Annotated in this window: 21 protein-coding genes; 12 read left to right on the top strand and 9 right to left on the bottom strand. The window is 69.1% G+C overall.

Annotated elements, in window-relative coordinates; translation table 11 throughout:
- Positions 1-67: 67 nt before the first annotated feature.
- The 3 genes from QZH52_RS05335 to QZH52_RS05325 are packed head-to-tail and all read left to right on the top strand — an operon-like array spanning position 68 to position 2,213.
- The gene (locus QZH52_RS05335) at positions 68-637 is read left to right on the top strand and encodes an isochorismatase family protein (protein WP_301805097.1); all 570 of its coding nucleotides are present in this window, start codon (positions 68-70) and stop codon (positions 635-637) included.
- Positions 634-1,254 (top strand): DJ-1/PfpI family protein, encoded by a 621-nt coding sequence (locus tag QZH52_RS05330; protein ID WP_301805092.1) that lies wholly within the window; start codon positions 634-636, stop codon positions 1,252-1,254. Before QZH52_RS05335 ends, QZH52_RS05330 begins: the two co-directional genes overlap by 4 nt.
- Positions 1,233-2,213, top strand: coding sequence for a GlxA family transcriptional regulator (locus QZH52_RS05325; protein ID WP_301805089.1), 981 nt, complete (start codon positions 1,233-1,235; stop codon positions 2,211-2,213). Before QZH52_RS05330 ends, QZH52_RS05325 begins: the two co-directional genes overlap by 22 nt.
- Before the next feature lie 16 nt (positions 2,214-2,229).
- On the opposite strand, the gene QZH52_RS05320 is transcribed toward QZH52_RS05325, so the two are convergent.
- The 3 genes from QZH52_RS05320 to murJ are packed head-to-tail and all read right to left on the bottom strand — an operon-like array spanning position 2,230 to position 5,122.
- A complete protein-coding gene (locus tag QZH52_RS05320; protein ID WP_301805085.1) occupies positions 2,230-2,649 on the bottom strand; it encodes a bleomycin resistance protein in 420 nt (139 codons plus the stop codon).
- Positions 2,649-3,500 (bottom strand): SirB1 family protein, encoded by an 852-nt coding sequence (locus QZH52_RS05315; RefSeq protein ID WP_286537007.1) that lies wholly within the window; start codon positions 3,498-3,500, stop codon positions 2,649-2,651. Before QZH52_RS05315 ends, QZH52_RS05320 begins: the two co-directional genes overlap by 1 nt.
- Before the next feature lie 56 nt (positions 3,501-3,556).
- Positions 3,557-5,122, bottom strand: coding sequence for a murein biosynthesis integral membrane protein MurJ (murJ, locus tag QZH52_RS05310; RefSeq protein WP_301805080.1), 1,566 nt, complete (start codon positions 5,120-5,122; stop codon positions 3,557-3,559).
- Positions 5,123-5,240: 118 nt separating this feature from the next.
- Between murJ and rpsT the strand changes: the two genes are divergently transcribed.
- Complete coding sequence (gene rpsT / locus QZH52_RS05305) at positions 5,241-5,558, top strand: 30S ribosomal protein S20 (protein ID WP_286526799.1); 318 nt, start codon at positions 5,241-5,243, stop codon at positions 5,556-5,558.
- A gap of 109 nt (positions 5,559-5,667) precedes the next feature.
- Here the strand turns inward: rpsT and QZH52_RS05300 are convergent, their stop codons facing one another.
- Positions 5,668-6,000: a DUF3579 domain-containing protein gene (locus QZH52_RS05300; RefSeq protein ID WP_286526800.1), complete on the bottom strand. Its 333-nt coding sequence runs from the start codon at positions 5,998-6,000 to the stop codon at positions 5,668-5,670.
- A gap of 161 nt (positions 6,001-6,161) precedes the next feature.
- Here QZH52_RS05300 and QZH52_RS05295 point away from each other — a divergent pair, with 161 nt between their 5' ends.
- The 6 genes from QZH52_RS05295 (at position 6,162) to QZH52_RS05270 (ending at position 12,469) form a co-directional block, all read left to right on the top strand.
- Positions 6,162-7,367, top strand: a complete 1,206-nt coding sequence (locus QZH52_RS05295; RefSeq protein WP_301805076.1) for an aspartate aminotransferase family protein — start codon at positions 6,162-6,164, stop codon at positions 7,365-7,367.
- Entirely contained in the window at positions 7,364-8,290 is a 927-nt protein-coding gene (gene argF / locus QZH52_RS05290) for an ornithine carbamoyltransferase (protein ID WP_301805074.1), read from the top strand. Before QZH52_RS05295 ends, argF begins: the two co-directional genes overlap by 4 nt.
- A 77-nt stretch (positions 8,291-8,367) precedes the next feature.
- On the top strand, positions 8,368-9,015 hold the full coding sequence (kynB, locus tag QZH52_RS05285) for an arylformamidase (RefSeq protein WP_301805073.1): 648 nt from the start codon (positions 8,368-8,370) through the stop codon (positions 9,013-9,015).
- Complete coding sequence (gene kynU, locus QZH52_RS05280) at positions 9,012-10,310, top strand: kynureninase (RefSeq protein WP_301805071.1); 1,299 nt, start codon at positions 9,012-9,014, stop codon at positions 10,308-10,310. Before kynB ends, kynU begins: the two co-directional genes overlap by 4 nt.
- 14 nt (positions 10,311-10,324) lie before the next feature.
- Positions 10,325-11,161: a tryptophan 2,3-dioxygenase gene (gene kynA / locus QZH52_RS05275; RefSeq protein WP_301805068.1), complete on the top strand. Its 837-nt coding sequence runs from the start codon at positions 10,325-10,327 to the stop codon at positions 11,159-11,161.
- Positions 11,162-11,218: 57 nt separating this feature from the next.
- A complete protein-coding gene (locus QZH52_RS05270) occupies positions 11,219-12,469 on the top strand; it encodes an SMI1/KNR4 family protein (RefSeq protein ID WP_301805064.1) in 1,251 nt (416 codons plus the stop codon).
- Here QZH52_RS05270 and QZH52_RS05265 read toward each other — a convergent pair whose 3' ends face one another.
- The 5 genes from QZH52_RS05265 to acnA all read right to left on the bottom strand — a co-directional run bounded on the left by QZH52_RS05265 (position 12,470) and on the right by acnA (position 18,976).
- Positions 12,470-13,645, bottom strand: coding sequence for an FAD-dependent monooxygenase (locus QZH52_RS05265; protein WP_301805061.1), 1,176 nt, complete (start codon positions 13,643-13,645; stop codon positions 12,470-12,472).
- Positions 13,646-13,654: 9 nt separating this feature from the next.
- Positions 13,655-13,930: a DUF6587 family protein gene (locus QZH52_RS05260; protein ID WP_301805058.1), complete on the bottom strand. Its 276-nt coding sequence runs from the start codon at positions 13,928-13,930 to the stop codon at positions 13,655-13,657.
- A gap of 1 nt (position 13,931) precedes the next feature.
- Positions 13,932-15,830 carry a ferrous iron transporter B gene (feoB, locus tag QZH52_RS05255; RefSeq protein ID WP_436411542.1) on the bottom strand — a complete coding sequence of 633 codons (1,899 nt, stop codon included), beginning with the start codon at positions 15,828-15,830 and terminating at the stop codon, positions 13,932-13,934.
- Positions 15,823-16,104 (bottom strand): FeoA family protein, encoded by a 282-nt coding sequence (locus QZH52_RS05250; RefSeq protein ID WP_286537041.1) that lies wholly within the window; start codon positions 16,102-16,104, stop codon positions 15,823-15,825. The genes feoB and QZH52_RS05250 overlap by 8 nt, the downstream gene beginning before the upstream one ends.
- A 136-nt stretch (positions 16,105-16,240) precedes the next feature.
- Complete coding sequence (gene acnA / locus QZH52_RS05245) at positions 16,241-18,976, bottom strand: aconitate hydratase AcnA (RefSeq protein WP_301805055.1); 2,736 nt, start codon at positions 18,974-18,976, stop codon at positions 16,241-16,243.
- Positions 18,977-19,121: 145 nt separating this feature from the next.
- Between acnA and QZH52_RS05240 the strand changes: the two genes are divergently transcribed.
- Entirely contained in the window at positions 19,122-19,943 is an 822-nt protein-coding gene (locus tag QZH52_RS05240; protein ID WP_436411541.1) for a helix-turn-helix domain-containing protein, read from the top strand.
- A gap of 134 nt (positions 19,944-20,077) precedes the next feature.
- The gene (locus QZH52_RS05235) at positions 20,078-20,578 is read left to right on the top strand and encodes a pyridoxamine 5'-phosphate oxidase family protein (protein WP_301805053.1); all 501 of its coding nucleotides are present in this window, start codon (positions 20,078-20,080) and stop codon (positions 20,576-20,578) included.
- Positions 20,579-20,624: the final 46 nt, after the last annotated feature.

Below are 20,624 nucleotides of genomic sequence, written 5' to 3'. Positions count from 1 at the left end.
GGGACGACAAGCCGCATATCCTGAAAAATCGGGTGCATCATCCACTTTCGTTTCCGGAGATGCCCCCATGACTAGCTGTCTGATAGTGATCGACGCGCAGGAGTCGTTCCGCCACCGCCCTTATTTCGACGCGCGCGGCCTGCCGGCCTACCTGGCGGCGCAGAACGCGCTGATCCAGGGCTTCGCCGCCGCCGGTGCACCGATCGTCCGGGTCTTCCACAGCGACGGGCCGGCCGTCGCCAGCAACGCCTTCGCGATCGAATCGGGCCATGTGCGCCCGCTCGAAGGCCTCGCGCCCTTCGAGCCCGCCGCCACCTTCACCAAGCGCCGCCACAGCGCGCTGGTCGGCACCGGACTCGACGTCTGGCTGACCCAGAACCGCATCGAGCGGCTGGTGGTCAGCGGCATCCGCACCGAGCAATGCTGCGAGACCACCACGCGCCATGCCTCCGACCTGGGCTGGCAGGTCGACTACGTGACCGAGGCGACGCTGACCTTCGACATGGTGCAGCCCGACGGCCGGCCGCTGACGGCGGCGGACATCCAGGCCCGCACCGCCACCGTGCTCGACGGCCGCTTCGCCAAGGTGTGCAGCGCCGAAGAAGCGCTGGTCCGCCTCGCGGAATCAAGGCCATGAGCGCCCGGACGCTGCAGGTCGCGATCCTCGCCTTCGACGACGTCGAGGCCCTGGACCTGGCGGGTCCCTACGAGGTCTTCACGACCGCGTCCCGCATGCACCAGCGCGACGCGGCCGGCACGGCGCCGCCTTTCGAGGTGAAATGCGTCGCCCGCACCACGGCGCCGGTGCGCATGCGGGCCGGCCTCCAGGTGCTGCCGGACCGCAGCTTCGACGACCCGCCCGCGGCCGACGTGCTGATCGTGCCGGGCGGGGTGGTCGATGCCGCGATGGCCTGCGGGGCGACCCGCGACTGGATCGCCCGCGCCAGCCTGGAGGCCCGCCTCACGGCCTCGGTCTGCACCGGCGCCTTCCTGCTGGCCGCCAGCGGCGTGCTGCAGGCCGGGGCATCCGTGACCACCCATTGGGAAGACATCGACGACCTGCGCCACCGCTTTCCGGCTCTGAACGTGCGCGAAGGCGTGCGCTGGGTCGACCAGGGCCGCATCGTCACCTCTGCCGGCATCACGGCCGGCATCGACATGAGCCTGCACCTGGTGGCACGGCTGGCCGGCGAGCCGCTGGCGCTGCGCACCGCGCGGCAGATGGATTTCGCGTGGACCCGAACCCCACCCTGATTCGCGTCGTCTTCGCGCTGCTGCCGCACAGCCTGGTGCTCGACTGGGCCGGCCCGGCGGAGGCGCTGCGCATCGCCAACCAGCTTCGGGCTGCCGCCGGACTGCCGCCCCGTTTCGAACTGGTGTTCGCGAGCCCGGAGCCCGAATCCGCCAGTTCGGTCGGCGTCCGGCTGGCCGGCCTGCAGCCACTGCCGTCGGACTGGCGCACGCCGACGTGGGTGGTTCTGGTCGGACTGCCGGGCGAGGCCATCGCGGTCGACAACCCGCCGGCGCGGGCCCTGCTGCACTGGCTGCGCGGCCTGCGGCTCGAGCCTGGCCGGCTCGAACTCGTCACGGTCTGCGCCGGCACGCTGCTCGCCGCCCACGCCGGCCTGCTCGCGGGCCGGCGCGCGACCACGCACCACCACCACCTGGACGAACTGAAGCAGGTCGAACCGCGCTGCGACGTGGTCGCCAACCGCGTCTTCGTGCTCGATGCGCCGCTCTACAGCAGCGCCGGCGTCACCACCGGCATCGACCTGATCCTGCACCGCATCGGCCAGACCTGCGGCGAGACACTGGCGGCCCGGGTGGCCCAGACCATGGTGGTGGCGATGCGACGCGGCCCGCAGGACCCCGAACTCTCGCCCTTCCTGGCCTACCGCAACCACCTGCATGCGGCACTGCACCGGGTCCAGGATGCGGTCAGCGAGGCGCCGCAGACCGACTGGACGGTGCCGCGCATGGCCGAGGTCGCCCACACCTCGCCGCGCCACCTGACGCGGCTGTTCGTCGAGCACGCCGGCGTCGCGCCGCTGGCCTACCTGCGCCGGCTGCGGCTGGCCACGGCGCAGCTGGCGCTGCAGTCGGGCGCCAACGTCACGCAGGCGGCAGAAATGTCGGGCTTCGGCTCCGACACCCAGTTGCGCCGCGCCTGGCACCAGTTCGGACTGCCAGGCTCACCTTCGACGCCGACCTGATCCGGCCGGCGCTGAGCTAGAGATATCCGCAGAATCGAAGAACGTGCCCGTCGGGCTCCCGGATGGCGAATTCGCGCAGGCCCCAGGGCTGGGAGGTGGGCGCTTCGACCACGTCGACCCCGCGTTTCACGTAGGCCGCATGCAGGCCGTCGATGTCCTGCCCGACATGGATCACGATCTCGCCGCGCCACGGGCTGGCCTCGCGCCGACCGCACTGCCAGAGGCGCAGGTAGACCGGGTCGCCATAGCTTCGGTCGCCCTTCTTGACTCGCGCATAGCTCGGCGGCTCGCCGGCGATGAAGTCCAGGTCGAAGCCCAGCACGTCGCAGAAATATCGCGCCGCGCGCGCCGCATCGGCCACAGGCAGCACCGGCTGGACGCCGTGGAACTGGTGCCGGGTACCAAGGTCGGCCAGCGGCGCCTTGGCGGATTCCATCAGAACTCCGCCCGGCGCAGCGCGGCCACCCGCTCGGCGATCGCGTCGAGGTCGAGCGCGTCCTCGGCATGCGCGAGGTAGGTCTCGAGGTCGCGCACCGCCAACGCGGCATTGCCCTGCTCGGCGTGGGCCAGCCCGCGGTCGCGGTGCTCGCCCCAGGCTTCGGGCAGCAGCGCCACCAGCCGGTCCTGGACCGCGATGGCACGCTGCCAGTCTTCCTGGGCCTGGTGGATTTCCTTCAGGTTGCGCAGCATGCGCCCGATGATTTCGCGCGGCGTCGCCGGCTGCAGGTACAGGCCGAGCGGAACGTCGAAATCGCCGACCAGGCCGTTGCTGCGCTTGTAGGGCTCGAGGCGCTCGCTGAGCTCTTCGCGCGAGAGCGACTTGCCGGTGAAGGGATCGATCACCACCTGCCCCTTCGGCAGCGTGACCTTGAGCATGAAATGGCCCGGAAAGCCGACGCCCCGGGCCTGCAGGCCCAGCCCCTGCGCCAGCTCCATCCAGAGCACCGCGAGCGAGATCGGGATGCCGCGGCGGGTGCGCAGCACAGCGTTGAGGTAGCTGTTGTCGGGGTCGTAGTAGTCGTTGACGTTGCCGCCGAAGCTCAGGTCATGGAAGAAGAACTGGTTGAGAGAGCGCAGCCGGTGCAGCGGCGCCGCGTCGGCCGGCAGGCGCCGCTTGAGGCGCGCGAGCAGCTGGTCGACATCGCCCAGCACCTGCTGGACGTCGAGTTCGGGGTATTCGTCCTGCGCCAGGCTGGCGGCCGCCTCCAGCAGCGGGAACTGCTCGTCGCTCTTGACGAGCGATTCGAAGTATTCGAGAGCGGTGGGCGTCGAGAAGCGGAACGTCATGTGTCTTTGTAGAGGAGCGGACGGAGACCGTCAAGGCGCGAGCGAAAACGCGTCGATCAGCGGCGCACGAAGCTGCGCAGCTTGAGCCCGGTCAGCGCCAGCACCGCGAAATAGAGCAGCGCCCCGCCCGCGACCAGCGCGGCCAGCAGGCCGATGCGCTGCAGCCGATGCGCCTGCAGGCCGATCCAGTCGAAATGGCGATCGCCCCAGACCAGCAGCGCGCCGAGCACCAGGCTGGCGAAAAGCACCTGGAGCACGAATTTTCCCCAGCCCGGCAGCGGCCGGTAGCTGCCGCGCCGGATCAGCCCGACCAGCAGCCACAGCGCGTTGACCAGCGCCCCGATGCTGATGGTGAGCGTCAGCGCCGCGTGCTGCAGCAGCGGCACCAGGAAGACGTTGAGAATCTGGGTCAGCACCAGCACCCCGACCGCGATCAGCATCGGCGTGCGGGTGTCCTGCTTCGCGTAGTAGCCGGGCGCGAGCACCTTGATCGCCACCAGGCCGACCAGGCCGACGCCGTAGCCCATCAGCGCCACGCTGGTGCGCTGCACATGCAGCGCGCTGAATTCGCCGTTGTGGAAGAGCACCGCCACCAGCGGGCGTGCGAACACCAGCAGCGCCAGGGCGCAGGGCACCGCCAGCAGCACCACCAGGCGCAGGCCCCAGTCCAGCATCGCCGAATAGCGGGCGTCGTCCTTGGCGGCGCGGGCGCTGGCCAGCTGCGGCATCAACACCACGCCGAGCGCAACGCCCAGCATCGCTGTCGGGAACTCCATCAGGCGGTCGGCGTTGGTGATCCAGCTGACGCTGCCGGTCGCCAGGTGGGAGGCGATCTGGGTGTTGATCAGCAACGAGATCTGGGCCACGCTGACGCCGATCAGCGCCGGCAGCATGAGCCGCATCACGCGGCGGGTGGTCGGGTCGCGCCAGGCGGCGCGCAGCGCGCCGAAGCTGGCCCCGATGCGCGGCATCATGCCCAGGCCGCGCAGGGCCGGGACCTGGATCGCCAGCTGCATCATGCCGCCCACCATCACGCCCACGCACTGGGCATAGATCGGCTCGATGCCCAGGCGCCTGAACAGCGGCGCCCCTCCCACGATCGCCGCGATCAGCGCCAGGTTCAGCAGCACCGGCGAGGCCGCCGGCACCGCGAACTTGCGCCAGGTGTTGAGCACGCCGCCGGCCAGGGCCACCAGCGACATGAAGCCGATGTAGGGGAACATCCAGCGCGTCATGACCACCGCGGCGTCGAAGCCCTGCGGGTTCTTCTGCAGGCCGCTGGCCATGGCCCAGACCATCAGCGGCGCGCCGACGACGCCCAGCGCGCAGACCACCACCAGGGTCCAGGTCAGCAGGGTCGCCACGTGATCGACCAGCGCCTTGGCGCCGGCGTCGCCGTGTTCGGTCCGGGAGGCGGCCAGCACCGGCACGAAGGCCTGGCTGAAGGCGCCCTCGCCGAACACCCGCCGGAACAGGTTCGGGATGCGGAAGGCGACGTAGAAGGCGTCGGTCATCGCGCTGACGCCGAACACCGAGGTCATGAGGACGTCGCGGATGAGGCCGGTCACCCGGGAGGCGAGCGTCAGGAGCGAGACGGTGGAGGCGGATTTGAACAGGGACACGGAGCAGAAGTGTAGGCGCCCGCGCGTGCTCTCCCGGCGTCTGGCGACGGTTTGCCGCAACTCGCCTATAATGGAGGGCTTTGCTGCATCATCCCCAGACCCTCAAGGAACACTGAATATGGCATCCGCCAAGCCCAAGAAGAAGAACCCGCGCCTCGCGTCGGGCCGTAAACGCGTCCGCCAGGACGTCAAGCTCAACGCCGCGAACACCTCGCTGCGCTCCAAATACCGCACCGCCGTGAAGAATGTCGAGAAGGCCGTGCTGGCCGGCGACAAGACCAAGGCGGCAGAAGCCTTCGCGAAGGCCCAGAGCATCGTCGACACCGTCGCCGACAAGGGCATCTTCCACAAGAACAAGGCCGCTCGCGACAAGAGCCGCCTGTCGGCCAAGGTCAAGGCCCTGGCCCTCGCCCCTGAAAAGGCAGTCGCCGCCTGACGCTATCAGGCAAACAGCCCGGATCGGTTCGCCGATCCGCCGTTTGATCGGGGTGCGCTGCAGCAAAGTGAAAAACCGCCTTCGGGCGGTTTTTTCATGGGCGTTCGATTCAGGCGGAGGTCTTGGGCAGGGTCGGCGCGTCGGGCACCAGGCAGGCCTCGGCCACCTGCAAGCCGTTGTCCTTGGCGAAGTTGACGCAAAAATCCCAGGCCATCGGCTCGAAATCGCGCAATTCGCGGTTCACCACCACGCACTTGATGCCGTTGATCACGGTCGGCACGCACCAGGGCGAATAGTTCAGGTGGCTGCCGGGCTGCGGGCCGCCGGGGCGGAAAGAGCACATCACGCCCGCCAGTCGCTCGGCCCAGTCGCTGGGACGAAAAGTGCGGCCATCCTGGGTGATTCCCTGAATGAAGATTTCTTTGGCGTTTGGAGAGACCATCTGTTGGCGAGAGAAAAGCGCGAGCAGTTGCTGCGCCGCACAAGATTCTATCCGGGGGTCCCCCGGGCGACACGCCTGGGGGCATTGCTGTGATGCGCAATCCTCACTGAACTGTCGCGACCGGCCGCCTAGAATCCGCGTTCCCTTTTCCGGAGATCCGCATGAGCGCCAATGTTGTCCCCTCGTCGCCCCACGTCATGAACACCTACGGTCGCCTGCCGATCGCGCTGTCGCACGGCCAGGGCTGCCGAGTCTGGGACACCAACGGCCGCGCCTACCTCGACGGCCTGGGCGGCATCGCGGTCAACACGCTGGGCCACAACCACCCCGAACTGGTGCCCGCGCTGCAGGACCAGATCTCGAAGCTGATCCACAGCTCCAACTACTACCACGTGCCGGGCCAGGAGCAGCTCGCGACGAAGCTGACTGAGCTGTCGGGCCTGACCAACGCCTTCTTCTGCTGCACCGGCCTGGAGGCCAACGAAGCCGCGCTCAAGCTGGCGCGCAAGTTCGGCCATGACAAGGGCATCGAGCGGCCCGAGATCGTGGTCTACGAGGCCGCGTTCCATGGCCGCAGCATCGCCACGCTGTCGGCCACCGGCAATCCCAAGGTGCAGCAGGGCTTCGGCCCGCTGGTCGAGGGCTTCATCCGCGTGCCGCTGAACGACATCGATGCGCTCAAGAAGGCCACCGAGGGCAATCCGAACGTGGTCGCCGTGTTCTTCGAGACCATCCAGGGCGAAGGCGGCATCCATCCGATGCGCTGGGAATACCTGCGCCAGGTGCGCGCGCTCTGCGATCAGCGCGACTGGCTCATGATGATCGACGAGGTGCAATGCGGCATGGGCCGCACCGGCAAGTGGTTCGCCCACCAATGGGCGGGCATCAAGCCGGACGTGATGCCGCTGGCCAAGGGCCTGGGCTCGGGCGTGCCGATCGGCGCGGTGGTCGCCGGCCCGCGCGCCGCCCACATCTTCGGCCCGGGCAACCATGGCACCACCTTCGGCGGCAACCCGCTGGCCATGCGCGCCGGCATCGAGACCATCCGGATCATGGAAGAGCAGAACCTGCTCGAGAACGCCGCCACCGTCGGCGCCCACCTGAAGGCGGCGCTGGAGCGCGAATTCGCGGGCCTGGCCGGTGTGAAGGAAATCCGCGGCCAGGGCCTGATGCTGGGCATCGAGCTCGACCGTCCCTGCGGCGTGATCCTCGGCCGCGCCTGCGACGCCGGCCTGCTGCTGAGCGTCACGGCCGACAGCGTGATCCGGCTGGTGCCGCCGCTGATCCTCAGCATCGCCGAAGCCGACGAGATCGTCGCGATCCTGGCGCCGCTGGTGAAGGCCTTCCTCACGGAGCCTCAACCATGAACACGACCGCGATCCGGCACTACCTGCAATTTTCGGATTTCGATGCCGGCGACTACGCCCACCTGTTCGCGCGCGCGGCGCTGATCAAGAAGAAGTTCAAGGCCTACGAGCGCCACCAGCCGCTGGTCGACCGCACGCTGGCGATGATCTTCGAGAAGGCCTCCACACGCACCCGCGTGAGCTTCGAGGCCGGCATGTACCAGCTCGGCGGCAGCGTGGTGCACCTGACCACCGGCGACAGCCAGCTGGGCCGCGCCGAGCCGATCGAGGACAGCGCCAAGGTCATCAGCCGGATGGTCGACCTGGTGATGATCCGCACGTACGAGCAGACCAAGATCGAGGCCTTCGCGGCCCATTCGCGGGTGCCGGTCATCAACGGCCTGACCAACGAGTTCCACCCCTGCCAGATCCTGGCCGACATCTTCACCTTCATCGAGCACCGCGGCTCGATCGCGGGCAAGACCGTGGCCTGGGTCGGCGATGGCAACAACATGGCCAATACCTGGCTGCAGGCCAGCGAGATCCTGGGCTTCAAGGTGCACGTCAGCACGCCGAGCGGCTACGAGGTCGACCAGTCGGTCGCCGGGCTGCGCTCGAGCGCCAGCTACCAGGTCTTCAAGGACCCGATGGAAGCGTGCCGCGGCGCCGACCTGGTGACCACCGACGTCTGGACCAGCATGGGCTACGAGGCCGAGAACGAGACCCGCCGCGCCGCCTTCGCCGACTGGTGCGTCGACACCGAGATGATGCGCGTGGCCCAGTCCGATGCGCTCTTCATGCACTGCCTGCCGGCGCACCGCGGCGAGGAGGTCGAGGCCGACGTGATCGACGGCCCGCAGTCGGTGGTCTGGGACGAGGCCGAGAACCGGATGCACGTGCAGAAGGCGCTGATGGAGTTCCTGCTGCTGGGGCCGGTCGCCTGAGCCCGCTGCATCTTCGTTTCAAAGCCTGTTGGAAATAACCGACACCACGACCCTTCGCATGGCGCTAACTTTGCGCCATGTCGAATCAACGCCTCTGGGATATCTCGCCGCCGGTGCATGAGGGCGCGCCGGTCTTCCCCGGCGACACGCCCTATCGGCAGCGCTGGGCCGCGACGATCGCGCCCGGCTGCCCGGTCAACGTCAGCGAGATCAGCCTGTCGCCGCACGTCGGCGCCCATGCCGACGCACCGCTGCACTACGACCCCGCCGGCGCGCCCATCGGCGAGGTCGCGCTCGCGCCCTTCCTCGGCCGCTGCCGCGTGATCCATGCGATCGAGCGCGGCCCGCTGATCGAGTGGGCGCACATCGCGCACGCCCTCGACGACCTGCCGCCGCGGGTGCTGGTGCGCACCTACCGGCGGGCACCGGTCGAACGCTGGGACGGCGCCCTCGCCGCCTACGCGCCGGCCACCATCGAGCGCCTCGCGGCCCTCGGCGTGACGCTGGTCGGCATCGACACCGCCAGCATCGATCCGGCCGACAGCAAAACCCTCGACAGCCACCAGGTGATCCGCCGGCTCGGCCTGCGCGTGCTCGAGAACCTGGTGCTCGACGAGGTGCCCGAGGGCGACTACGAACTGATCGCCCTGCCCCTGAAACTGGTGAGCGCCGATGCCTCGCCGGTGCGCGCGGTCCTGCGCGAACTCAATCCGGAATCCCCATGACACTCGATGATTGCCGGCGCCTCGACGCCGAAGACCCGCTGGCCGCGCTGCGCGACCGCTTCATGCTGCCCGAGGGCGTTATCTACCTCGACGGCAACTCGCTCGGCGTGCTGCCGAAGACCGCGCCGGCCCGCATCGCCGAGGTGGTCGCCAAGGAATGGGGCGAAGGCCTGATCCGTTCCTGGAACAGCGCCGGCTGGTTCGACCTGCCGCAGCGGCTCGGCGACAAGGTCGCGCGGCTGGTCGGCGCCGCGCCGGGCGAGGTGGTCTGCACCGACAGCACCTCGATCAATCTCTACAAGGTACTGTTCGCGGCCCTGAGCCAGGTGCTGCTGGCGACGCCCGACGCCAGCCCGCAGCGCCGCGTCGTGCTCAGCGAGCGCAGCAACTTCCCGACCGACCTCTACATCGCCGAGTCGATCTGCCGCGAACGCGGCTTCACGCTCCGGCTGATCGAGGCCGACGAGCTGCCCGCGGCGCTCGACCAGCAGGTCGCGGTGCTGATGCTGACCCACGTCAACTACCGCACCGGCGCCATGCACGACATGAAGGCCGTCACGGCCGCGGCCCACGCGGTGGGCGCGCTGACGGTGTGGGACCTCGCCCACAGTGCCGGCGCGGTGCCGGTGGCGCTCAACGACAGCGAGGCCGACTTCGCGATCGGCTGCGGCTACAAGTACCTGAACGGCGGCCCCGGCGCGCCGGCCTTCGTCTGGGTGCACACGCGCCACGCCGGCCAGTTCACGCAGCCGCTTTCGGGCTGGTGGGGCCATGCGGCGCCCTTCGAGTTCACGCCGCACTACCGGCCGGCGCCGGGCGTCGCCCGCTACCTGTGCGGCACCCAGCCGATCATCGCCTTGGCCGGGCTCGAATGCGGGCTCGACAGCGTGCTGGCCGCCGAGCCCTTCGACGCCGGTCAGGGCCCGATGGCGGCGCTGCGCGCCAAGTCGCTGGCGCTGACCGACACCTTCATCACGCTGGTCGAGCAGCGCTGCGCCGGGCGCTTCGCGCTGGTGACGCCGCGCGAGCATGCGCGGCGCGGCTCGCAGGTCTGCCTGGCCCTGAACGACGGCGGGCCGGGCGCCTATGCGATGGTGCAGGCGCTGATCGCCCGCGGCGTGATCGGCGACTTCAGGGCCGGCGATGCGCAGATGCCCGACATCCTGCGCTTCGGCTTCACGCCGCTCTACCTCGGCTTCGAAGATGTATGGAACGCGGTCGAGCACCTGGTGCAGGTGCTCGACCGCGAAGAATGGAAACGACCCGAGTTCAACCAGAAGCTCGCGGTGACCTGAGGCCAAGGACTGTCATGAGTACCGAAAAAATCGTCCACGACGAAAAGGCGCAGCTCGACTTCAGCGCCTCGATGAGCTACAGCGACTACCTGAGCCTCGACCAGATCCTGACCGCACAGCATCCGCGCTCGCCGGCGCACGACGAGCTGCTGTTCATCGTCCAGCACCAGACCAGCGAGCTCTGGATGAAGCTCATGCTGCACGAACTGCGCGCCGCTATCCGCGCCATCGCCGAGGACGACCTCTCCAGCGCCTTCAAGATGCTGGCGCGTGTGTCGCGGATCATGGAGCAGCTGGTGCATGCCTGGGACGTGCTGGCGACCATGACACCGCCCGAATACAGCGCCATGCGGCCCTACCTCGGCGCCTCCAGCGGCTTCCAGAGCTGGCAGTACCGCTGCATCGAATTCGCGCTCGGCAACAAGAACGCCGCGATGCTCAAGCCCCACGCGCACCGCCCCGAGCTGCTGGCCGAGGTCGAGGCCGCCTGGCGCGCGCCATCGCTGTACGACGAGGCGCTGCGGCTGCTGGCGCGCCGCGGCCTCGACGTGCCGGCCGACCACCTGGAGCGCGACTGGTCGAAGCCCTACGAGGCCAGCGACGGTGTCGAGCAGGCCTGGCTGGTCGCCTACCGCGAACCCAAGAAGCACTGGGAGCTCTACCAACTCGGCGAAGAACTCACCGACCTCGAAGACGCCTTCCGCCTCTGGCGCTTCCGCCACGTGACCACGGTCGAGCGCGTGATCGGCTTCAAGCGTGGCACCGGCGGCACGGGCGGCGTAAGCTATCTGCGCAAGATGCTCGACGTGGTGCTGTTCCCGGAGATCTGGAAGCTGCGGACCGACCTCTAGGCAGCCCGCGCGGCGTCCTTCGCAGCTTCGCATCGACAACAAAGAGAGGAGACAACGATGGACAACGATTTCTTCGGTGATGAGGAACTCGCGCAGCTGCGCTCGCACGGCATCGCGCTGTTCGCGCGCCGTGTGATCTTCGACGCCCGCCCCCCAATGGACGAAACCCAGGTCGCGGCGCTGCAGGCCCAGTGCGCCGGGCCGCTGCCGCCGGAGCTGCTGTCGCTCTGGCGCCTGACGGCCGGCGGGCGCATCGACTACGACCTCCACCTGCACATGAACGGCAACGAGGAGTCGGTGGTCTGGAGCGAGCTTTTCTACAACGGCGGCGACGGCCCGCACGACCTGCAGGGGTGGATCGACCACGAGCGCCAGGGCGCGCAGGAAGCGGCCGCGGCCAGCGGCGAGGCCTGGGACGGCAAGCTCACGCTGCTGCCCTTCGGCGGCTTCGAGGACTGCGACCGGGTCTACGCCGTGGTCGAGCCCGGCCCCGACTACGGCCACGTGCTGGCCTGGAAGCAGGGTCTGCCGGCGCCCTGGGCGCACGAGATGCACGAGGACGGCATGACCACCGTCGCCCACGACCTGTGCGCCGCCTTCGAGGCGCTGCAGCTCGACGAGGACCCGCTGGCACCGGCGGGCGACTACTTCACCGGCCAGGCGCTGCTCGAATACCTCGACCAGCGCCACCAGGAGCACGGCCTGTCACTCGAGCTGATGGACCGGCTGATCGCCTTCTACCGGCGCGCCATGGTCGACTGGCGCACGCCGCTGGCGGCCGGCACGCTGGCACAGGACGCCCCGCTGGCACGCGTCGCGCTGCGGCATGCGATCGCCACCGACGACGCCGAACTGGTCGGGCGCCTGGCGGCCGCCGACGTGACGCTCGACGGCCCGCTGCTGGGCAGCGCGATCGCCACCGACCTGGCCCTGAGCCACGGCGCCCACCAGGCCGCGCAGGCGCTGGTGCAGGCCGGCGCACCGGTGGCGCACGATGCGCTCGACTACATCGACAGCGCGGTCTCGCCCGAACTGGTCGGCCTGCTGCTGGAGCGCGGGGCCGAGCCCAGCGCCACCGCGATCGCCGAATGCGTGGCCTGCGGCGCGCCAGCGGCCGCACGCTTGATCGCCGAAGCCTACGGGCGCTCGCACGACGACCTGGCGGGCAGCTATGCCGCCGCCCGGGACGGCATGCTCGCCGAGCTCGAAGCCGCCCTGGTCGAAGTGCATGCGGGCCGTCTCACCCACTACCTGGGCCCGGCGGGCCTGGCCAAGCGGGTCGACCATCTGCAGAGCTTCAGCCTCTGATCAACCCTCGTAGAGCCACGGCACGTCGAGCAATCGCGCCCCCAGCAGCCGCAGGGCGGCGTCGCGCCCGAAGCGCACCAGCCCGGTGGCATGGAAGATCCCGCCATTGCGCCGGGCGCGGGCCTGCACCAGGGCATTGCGCTGCCAGCGCGCCTCGGCGAAGCGCATCAACGCCGCCGGCACCGCCGCCGCGTCGCCGCCGTCCAGGGCCTCCGCCAGCGCCACGGCGTCCTCGATCGCCATGCCCGCCCCCTGGGCGAGGTAGGGCAGCATCGGATGCGCCGCATCGCCGACCAGAGCGATGCGTTCGCCCGCCATCTGCGAAGGACTGGCGAGGGGCGGCCGGTCGTTGAGGGTCCAGGCCCGCCAATCGGGCACTGCCTCCAACAGGGCCTGGAGCGCGCCGCTGGTGCGCCCGGTCGCGGCCTGCAACGCGGCGAGGCTGGAGGCCTGGTCCCAGTCGCGCGCATCGCCGGCGGGCGCCGATTCGGCCAGCACCACCAAGTTGAGTGCATCGCCGCGGCGCACCGGATAGGCCACCGCGTGCAGCCGCGGCCCGAGCCAGACCGTGACCTGCGTGCTGCGCAGCGCGGCCGGCAAGGCCGACTGATCGACCAGCGCGCGCCACGCCGTGTGGCCGGTGGCCCGGGGCGGCGAATCTTCCAGCACGAACGGCCGCACCGTGCTCCAGAGGCCGTCGGCGCCGATCAGCGCATCGCCCTCCCAGGCCCGGCGCTCGGTGCTGGACACACAGACCGCATGGTCGCGCGCGACCACGCCGGTGACCCGGGCCGCGGTGGTCAGCGTGACGGCCCCAGTGCCGCGCGCCGCCGCCAGCAGCACCCCGTGCAGGTCGGCGCGATGGACGCAAAAATAGGGGGCGGCGTAGTTGTGCAGCATCGCGTTGCCGAGCGGCATGCGGGCGATCTCGCGGCCGTCGGTGGCGCTGCGAACCACCAGCGCATCGGGCCGCGCGGCGATCCGCACCAGCGGCTCCCAGACCTCGAGCTGCTGCAGCCGGCGCGTCACGTTGGGACCGAGCTGGATGCCGGCGCCGACCTCGCCGAAGGCCACCGCCTGCTCGAGCAGGTCGACCCGGTGGCGCCGCCGGGCCAGCGCCAGCGCGCTGGCGAGGCCCGCGATGCCACCGCCCGCAATCAGGACATGGGCTGGCATGGGCCGCACTCAGCGGGAGTGCGTGGCAGCGGTCTGGACGTCGGCTTGGGCCTTCCGGCCGGCGCTGCCGCAACTGCCGCAGCTGTCGCAGGCCCCACAACCCGAAGCCTTGCTGAGCGAAGCCGCCAGCTGCTGCGCCCGCTGGGCATCGACCAGGCCGGCGCGCTGCGTTCCGGCGGCCACCTTGCCCGCGGCCGCGCGGCGCCAGTTGGCAGGCATCCAGCGCCACAGCGCATAGAACGCGGCCAGCGCGACGATCAATCCGACAATGATTTCCTGCGTCATCTCATCCTCCTGTGAGCGCCGTTGCCACCCGATAGGTGATCCAGCACGCAATGTAGGCGAGCGCGAACAAATAGCCAGCCATGATCCAAACATAACGCCAGGAGCCGGTCTCGCGTTTGACCGCGGCCAAGGTCGAGATGCACTGGGGCGCGAACACATACCAGACCAGCAGCGACAGCGCCGTCGCCAGCGACCAGCTGCCAGCGATCAGGGGCTCCAGCTGGCCCGCGACGTCGTCGCCGGTGGCGGACAGCGCATACACCGTGCCGAGCGCCCCCACCGCCACCTCGCGCGCCGCCATGCCCGGCACCAGCGCGATCGAGATCTGCCAGTTGAAGCCGATCGGCGCAAAGATGTGCTCGAGTCCGCGGCCGATGATGCCCGCCAGGCTGTACTGGATGGCCGGTCCGGTGGCGCCTTCGGGCGGCGACGGAAAGGTCGACAGGAACCACAGCAGGATGGTCAGCGTCAGGATGATCGTGCCGACGCGCTGGATGAAGATCCAGGCCCGTTCGTAGAGGCCCAGCGCCAGGTTGCGCAGGTTGGGCCAGCGGTAGGCCGGCAGCTCCATCATCAGAGGCGAGCGCTGCTGGCTGTCGCGGAAGCGCTTCATGACCCAGGCCACCGCCATCGCCGAGACGATGCCGAACACATAGAGGGCGAACAGCACCACGCCCTGCAGATTGAAGACGCCGCCGACCGTGCGCGCCGGAATGAATGCGGCGATGAGCAGGGCATAGACCGGCAGCCGGGCCGAGCAGGTCATCAGCGGCGCGATCATGATGGTCGTGATGCGGTCGCGCCAGTTGCTGATGGTGCGGGTCGCCATCACGCCCGGGATGGCGCAGGCGAAGCTCGACAGCAGCGGGATGAACGAGCGGCCCGACAGTCCGACAGTGCCCATCACGCGGTCGAGGAGGAACGCGGCCCGCGGCAGGTAGCCGGAATCTTCCAGCGCCAGGATGAACAGGAACAGGATCAGGATCTGCGGCAGGAACACGATGACCCCGCCGACGCCGGCGATGATGCCGTCGACCAGCAGGCTCTGGAGCATGCCTTCGGGCACGACGTGCTTGATCAGTTCGCCGAAGGCGGCGGTGGCGTCCTTGATCGCGTCCATCGGCACCGCGGCCCAGCTGAACACGGCCTGGAACATCAGGAACATCGTGACCGCGAGCACCAGCATGCCCCACACCGGATGCATCACGACGCGGTCGATGCGGTCGCTGGTGGCCAGGCTGCCCGTCGGCTCGCGCACCGCCAGCCCCAGGATGCGGCGCACCTCGCGCTGGGTGTCGAGCACCTCGTCGAGGCCGGGCGCATGCCAGGACTGCGGCATGGCGGCGGCCACCGGCGCGTCGAGGGCTTCGAGCAGGCCCTGGGCCCCGCCGCTGTGGACGCCGACGGTCTCGATCACCGGCACGCCGAGTTCGCGCGACAGCACGGCCGCATCGACCGTGATGCCCTGCTTCTTCGCCATGTCGGTCATGTTGAGCGCCACCACCATCGGCAGGCCCAGCCGCCGGGCTTCGAGCACCAGCCGCAGGTTGAGCCGCAGGTTGGTGGCGTCGGTCACGCAGACCAGCAGGTCTGGCAGCGCCTCGCTGCTCTTGCCGGTGACGACGTCGCGCGTCACGGCCTCGTCGGCCGACAGCGCATTGAGGCTGTAGGCGCCCGGCAAGTCGAGCACGAAGACGCGCCGGCCGCCCGCCGTGCGCGAGATGCCTTCCTTGCGCTCGACCGTCACGCCGGCATAGTTGGCGACCTTCTGGCGGCTGCCCGTGAGCAGGTTGAACAGCGCGGTCTTGCCGCAGTTCGGATTGCCGAGCAGCGCGATGCGCTCCGGCGGGCTCAGGGAGACGGCGACGCCGGGCTGGAAGTTCAGGGTCGCTTCAACCACGGCCGACCGCTCCCGGGGTCACGCGGATCAGCGACGCCTCGTGGCGGCGCAGCGCGAAGGTGGTGTGGCCCAGCCGCACCGCCAGCGGCTCCCGGCCGGGCACGCCGGTGGCGACGATGCGCACCGCTTCGCCGGGCACGAAGCCGATCTCGGTCAGGCGCAGCACCAGCTCCCGCCCCTCCTTCTCGTCGGGACGCAGCACGTCGAGCACCGTGGCCCATTGATGGTTGGGAAGCTGATCGAGGCTGATGGCGGCCGAGGCCGCGCCGGTCATTGTGGTCACCCGCAGAATCCAGAGATTGCAAAATGAGAATTATTCTCGAAAACTCTGGCGTTGGGGGCGATGTGCCCAAGAATCCCTCGGGAACGCGCGGTCCGACCGCGCGAACGCCGCAGAAGTCAGGTCCTGGTCAGGCGGCGAGCAGCTGCCGCAGCACGAACGGCAGGATGCCGCCGTGCTTGTAGTAGTCGACCTCGATCGGCGTGTCGATGCGCAGGCGCACCGTGACTTCCTGGTGGCTGCCGTCCGGCCGGTGGACCACGATCTTGACGTCCATCTGGGGCTTGAGCTCGCCGCCGATCACGACATCGATCTTCTCGTCGCCGGTCAGGCCCAGGCTCTCCCATGAATCGGCGCCGCGGAACTGCAGCGGCAGCACGCCCATGCCCACCAGGTTGGCACGGTGGATGCGCTCGAAGCTGCGCGCCACCACGGCCTTGATGCCCAGCAACTGGGTGCCCTTGGCAGCCCAGTCGCGCGACGACCCGGTGCCGTATTCCTCGCCGCCGAAGATCACGGTCGGCACGCCCTCGGCCATGTACTTCATCGCGGCGTCGTAGATGAACATCTTCTCGTTGCCCGGCTGGAACAGCGTCAGTCCGCCCTCCTCGCGCGAACCCTCGGCATCGGCCGGGATCATGAGGTTCTTGATGCGCACGTTGGCGAAGGTGCCGCGCATCATCACGTCGTGGTTGCCGCGGCGCGAACCGTAGCTGTTGAAGTCGGCCTTGGACACGCCGTGCGCCTTGAGCCAGATGCCGGCGGGCGAGCTTTCCTTGATCGAGCCGGCCGGCGAGATGTGGTCGGTGGTGATCGAGTCGCCGAACAGCGCCATGATGCGCGCCCCTGTAAAGCCGGCGTCGCTCGCGTGCGGCTTCATCTTGAAGCCCTCGAAGAACGGCGGCTCGGCGATGTAGGTCGACTTGGGCCAGTCGTAGACTTGGCCCTGGGTGCCCTTGATGCTGCTCCAGAGCTTGCCCGGGTTGGCCTTGATCTGCTCGTAGTTCTGGCGGAAGGCCTTGGCGTTCATCGCGAAGCGCAGGTTGTCGTCGATCTCCTTCGGCGTCGGCCAGATGTCGCCAAGGTAGACATCCTGGCCCTTCTTGCCCTTGCCCACCGGCTCGGTCATCAGGTCGACCATCACATTGCCGGCAATCGCGAAGGCCACCACCAGCGGCGGCGACGCCAGGAAGTTGGCCTTGAGGTTCGGATGGATGCGGGCTTCGAAATTGCGGTTGCCCGACAGCACGGCGGCGCCGATCAGGTTGTTCTGGGTGATGGCCTCGTTGATCTCGGGCGTGAGGTCGCCGGCATTGCCGATGCAGGTGGTGCAGCCGTAGCCGGCCAGGTAGAAGCCCAGCTTCTCGAGGTAAGGCAAGAGGCCCGCCTTCTCGAGGTACTCGGTCACGATGCGGGAGCCGGGCGCCAGCGAAGTCTTGACGTGCGGCTTGACCGTCAGGCCCGCCTCGACCGCCTTCTTGGCCAGCAGGCCGGCTGCCAGCATGACGCTCGGGTTGGAGGTGTTGGTGCAGGAGGTGATGGCGGCGATCAGCACGTCGCCATTGCCGATCGTGACCTCGCTCTTCGGCAGCGGATGACGCACCTTCAGCGTGTCGGCCGGCTGGTTGAAGCCGTTGGCCTCGTTCGGCTTGCTGTAGAGTTCGGAGAACTTGGTCGCCAGGTGGCCGAGGTCGATGCGGTCCTGCGGCCGCTTCGGGCCGGCCAGGCTCGGCGACACGGTGCCGAGATCAAGCTTGACGACCTTGGTGTATTCGAGCTCGCCCGGCGCCGGCATGCCGAACAGCCCCTGGGCCTTGTAATAGGCCTCGAAGCGCTCGACCTCGGCATCGGTGCGGCCGGTGCCCTTGAAGTAGGCCACGGTCATCTCGTCGACCGGGAAGAAGCCCATCGTGGCGCCGTACTCGGGCGCCATGTTGCCGATGGTGGCGCGGTCGGGCACCGCGATCGAGGCGGCGCCGGGGCCGAAGAACTCGACGAACTTGCCGACCACCTTCTCGCCGCGCAGGATCGCCGTCACGTAGAGCACAAGGTCGGTGGCGGTGACGCCTTCGCGCAGCTTGCCGGTGAGTTCGAAGCCGACCACGTCGGGCGTCAGCATGTAGACCGGCTGGCCCAGCATTGCGGCCTCGGCCTCGATCCCGCCCACCCCCCAGCCGACCACGCCGATGCCGTTGATCATGGTCGTGTGGCTGTCGGTGCCGACCAGCGAGTCGGGGTAGTACACCGGCGTCTCGCCCTTGTCGTTCGGGCTCTTGTAGACCCCGCGCGCGAAGTACTCGAGGTTGACCTGGTGCACGATGCCGAAGCCCGGCGGCACGACGCCGAAGGTGTCGAAGGCCTGCATGCCCCACTTCATGAACTGGTAGCGCTCGTTGTTGCGCTGGAACTCGAGCTTCATGTTGAGGTCGAGCGCCTTGGGCGTGCCGTAGTAGTCGACCATCACCGAGTGGTCGACCACCAGGTCGACCGGCACCAGCGGCTCGATGGTCTTGGGCGACTTGCCGAGCGACTGCGCGACGCTGCGCATGGCGGCCAGGTCGGCCAGCAGCGGCACGCCGGTGAAGTCCTGCAGCACCACGCGGGTGACGACGAAGGGCACCTCGTCGGTGCGCTCGGCATTGGGCGCCCAGTTGGCCAGCTGCTCGACGTGCTCGGCGGTCACCTTCTGGCCGTCGCAGTTGCGAAGCACCGACTCGAGCACGATGCGGATCGAGACCGGCAGCTTGGCGACGTTGGGATATTGCTTCGCGAGTTCCTTGAGCGACCAGTACTTTCCGGCCTTGCCCGATGCGGTCTTGAAGGTCTTGAGCGTGGGGGCGAAGGCGTGCGCCGGGGCTTTGGCCATGTGGAAACTCCTGTGTTTTCGTGGAAGCGCCTCAAAGATAGCAGGGTTCGATGACCTCGGCTGCAGTCGCCCCCCGGCCCGCTGCGCCGGGTCGATGACCTCGCAGGTCATGGCCGTCCTGCGCCGCTTCACTAGGATGGCGGCCATGAACACCCCGAGCAGCGCCCCCCCGACCGCGGCCGACCCCTTCGGCGCCCACCTTCGACACTGGCGCCAGCACCGGCGCCTGAGCCAGCTCGACCTGGCCCACGAGGCGCAGGTGTCGACCCGGCACCTGAGCTATGTCGAGACCGGCCGCGCCGAACCCAGCCGCGAGATGGTGCTGCGGCTGGCGGAACGGCTCGACGTGCCGCTGCGCGAGCGCAACGCGCTGCTGGTGGCGGCCGGCTACGCCCCCATGTACCGGCAGCGCTCCCTCGACGACCCGGCGCTGGCGGCGGCACGGCGGGCCGTCGACCTGGTGCTCAAGGGCCACGAACCCTATCCGGCGCTGGCGGTCGACCGCCACTGGAACCTGGTGGCGCACAACGCGCTGGTGCCGATGCTGATGGCCGGCGCGGCCCCGCATCTGGTCGAGGCGCCGGTCAACGTGTTGCGCCTGAGCCTGCATCCGGACGGCCTGGCGCCGCGGATCGCCAACCTGGCGCAATGGCGGGCGCACCTGCTCGAACGGCTGCAGCAGCAGATCGCCGCCACCGGCGACGCCACGCTGGCCGAGCTGCACGACGAGCTGGCCGCCTACCCGCAACCCCAGGTGAGCCACGACGCACCGGCCGCCGGCGGCGAACTCTCCAACGTGGTCGTGCCCTTCCAGCTCGTGACGCCGCAGGGCGTGCTGAGCTTCATCAGCACGACGACGATCTTCGGCACGCCGGTCGACGTCACCTTGCAGGAACTCGCGGTCGAATCCTTCTTTCCGGCCGATGCGCAGACCGCGAAGGCACTGAGCACGCTCGCCGGCCGCTGAAAAACAGGCGGCAGCGCGTCGCACGCACGTCGGTCCTGGACGACACGCAAATGCGCCCGCCCAGCGCATGCCGTCGCTCGGGACGGCCCTAGCGTCGGGGCTTCGATCCACCGATACACACCGGAGAACCGCGAATGAGCCAAACCGACGAACAAGCCAATCTGTGGGAGCTGATCAAGGACACCCGCTTCGGCATGCTGACCCACCGCCACAGCGACGGCCAGCTTCACAGCCATCCGCTGACGACGCAGAACAAGAAGCTCGACGAGGGCGCGACCCTGTACTTCTTCATTCCGAAGGACGGGGAGATCGCGCGCCACGTCGCCACCGATCCGAGCGTCAACGTCGCCTACGCCGACATCGACGCCGACAGCTACGTCTCGGTCTCGGGCCAGGCCACGCTGCAGGAAGATGCGGCGAAGAAGGAGGAGCTCTTCAACACCATGGCCAAGTCCTGGTTTCCGAAGGGCGCCGGCGACCCGAACCTGGGCCTGCTGGCGGTGCGCATCGTCGACGCCGAATACTGGGACGTCGACGACAGCAAGATGGTGCAGTTGTTCAAGATGGCCAAGGCCGCCATCACCGGCAACCCGCCCACCGACATGGCCGAGCAGAAGAAACTCAACGTCACCTGAGCAGGCCGCCCATGAAAAAAGCCCCGCGCGAGCGGGGCTTTGCTGG

The organism is Variovorax ginsengisoli (genome assembly GCF_030486595.1).
GTDB classification, from domain to species: Bacteria; Pseudomonadota; Gammaproteobacteria; order Burkholderiales; family Burkholderiaceae_C; genus Variovorax; species Variovorax ginsengisoli_B.
Note: the sequence above shows the minus strand (reverse complement) of the source record. Positions and strands in the feature narration are given on the sequence as shown.

Bases quoted from the DNA above. Each gene is read 5' to 3' on its own strand.
- QZH52_RS05335 (WP_301805097.1), top strand. From the start codon at position 68: ATGACTAGCTGTCTGATAGTGATCGACGCGCAGGAGTCGTTCCGCCAC.
- QZH52_RS05330 (WP_301805092.1), top strand. From the start codon at position 634: ATGAGCGCCCGGACGCTGCAGGTCGCGATCCTCGCCTTCGACGACGTC.
- QZH52_RS05320 (WP_301805085.1), bottom strand. From the start codon at position 2,649: ATGGAATCCGCCAAGGCGCCGCTGGCCGACCTTGGTACCCGGCACCAG.
- QZH52_RS05315 (WP_286537007.1), bottom strand. From the start codon at position 3,500: ATGACGTTCCGCTTCTCGACGCCCACCGCTCTCGAATACTTCGAATCG.
- rpsT (WP_286526799.1), top strand. From the start codon at position 5,241: ATGGCATCCGCCAAGCCCAAGAAGAAGAACCCGCGCCTCGCGTCGGGC.
- QZH52_RS05300 (WP_286526800.1), bottom strand. From the start codon at position 6,000: ATGGTCTCTCCAAACGCCAAAGAAATCTTCATTCAGGGAATCACCCAG.
- QZH52_RS05295 (WP_301805076.1), top strand. From the start codon at position 6,162: ATGAGCGCCAATGTTGTCCCCTCGTCGCCCCACGTCATGAACACCTAC.
- argF (WP_301805074.1), top strand. From the start codon at position 7,364: ATGAACACGACCGCGATCCGGCACTACCTGCAATTTTCGGATTTCGAT.
- kynB (WP_301805073.1), top strand. From the start codon at position 8,368: ATGTCGAATCAACGCCTCTGGGATATCTCGCCGCCGGTGCATGAGGGC.
- kynU (WP_301805071.1), top strand. From the start codon at position 9,012: ATGACACTCGATGATTGCCGGCGCCTCGACGCCGAAGACCCGCTGGCC.
- kynA (WP_301805068.1), top strand. From the start codon at position 10,325: ATGAGTACCGAAAAAATCGTCCACGACGAAAAGGCGCAGCTCGACTTC.
- QZH52_RS05270 (WP_301805064.1), top strand. From the start codon at position 11,219: ATGGACAACGATTTCTTCGGTGATGAGGAACTCGCGCAGCTGCGCTCG.
- QZH52_RS05265 (WP_301805061.1), bottom strand. From the start codon at position 13,645: ATGCCAGCCCATGTCCTGATTGCGGGCGGTGGCATCGCGGGCCTCGCC.
- QZH52_RS05260 (WP_301805058.1), bottom strand. From the start codon at position 13,930: ATGACGCAGGAAATCATTGTCGGATTGATCGTCGCGCTGGCCGCGTTC.
- QZH52_RS05250 (WP_286537041.1), bottom strand. From the start codon at position 16,104: ATGACCGGCGCGGCCTCGGCCGCCATCAGCCTCGATCAGCTTCCCAAC.
- acnA (WP_301805055.1), bottom strand. From the start codon at position 18,976: ATGGCCAAAGCCCCGGCGCACGCCTTCGCCCCCACGCTCAAGACCTTC.
- QZH52_RS05240 (WP_436411541.1), top strand. From the start codon at position 19,122: ATGAACACCCCGAGCAGCGCCCCCCCGACCGCGGCCGACCCCTTCGGC.
- QZH52_RS05235 (WP_301805053.1), top strand. From the start codon at position 20,078: ATGAGCCAAACCGACGAACAAGCCAATCTGTGGGAGCTGATCAAGGAC.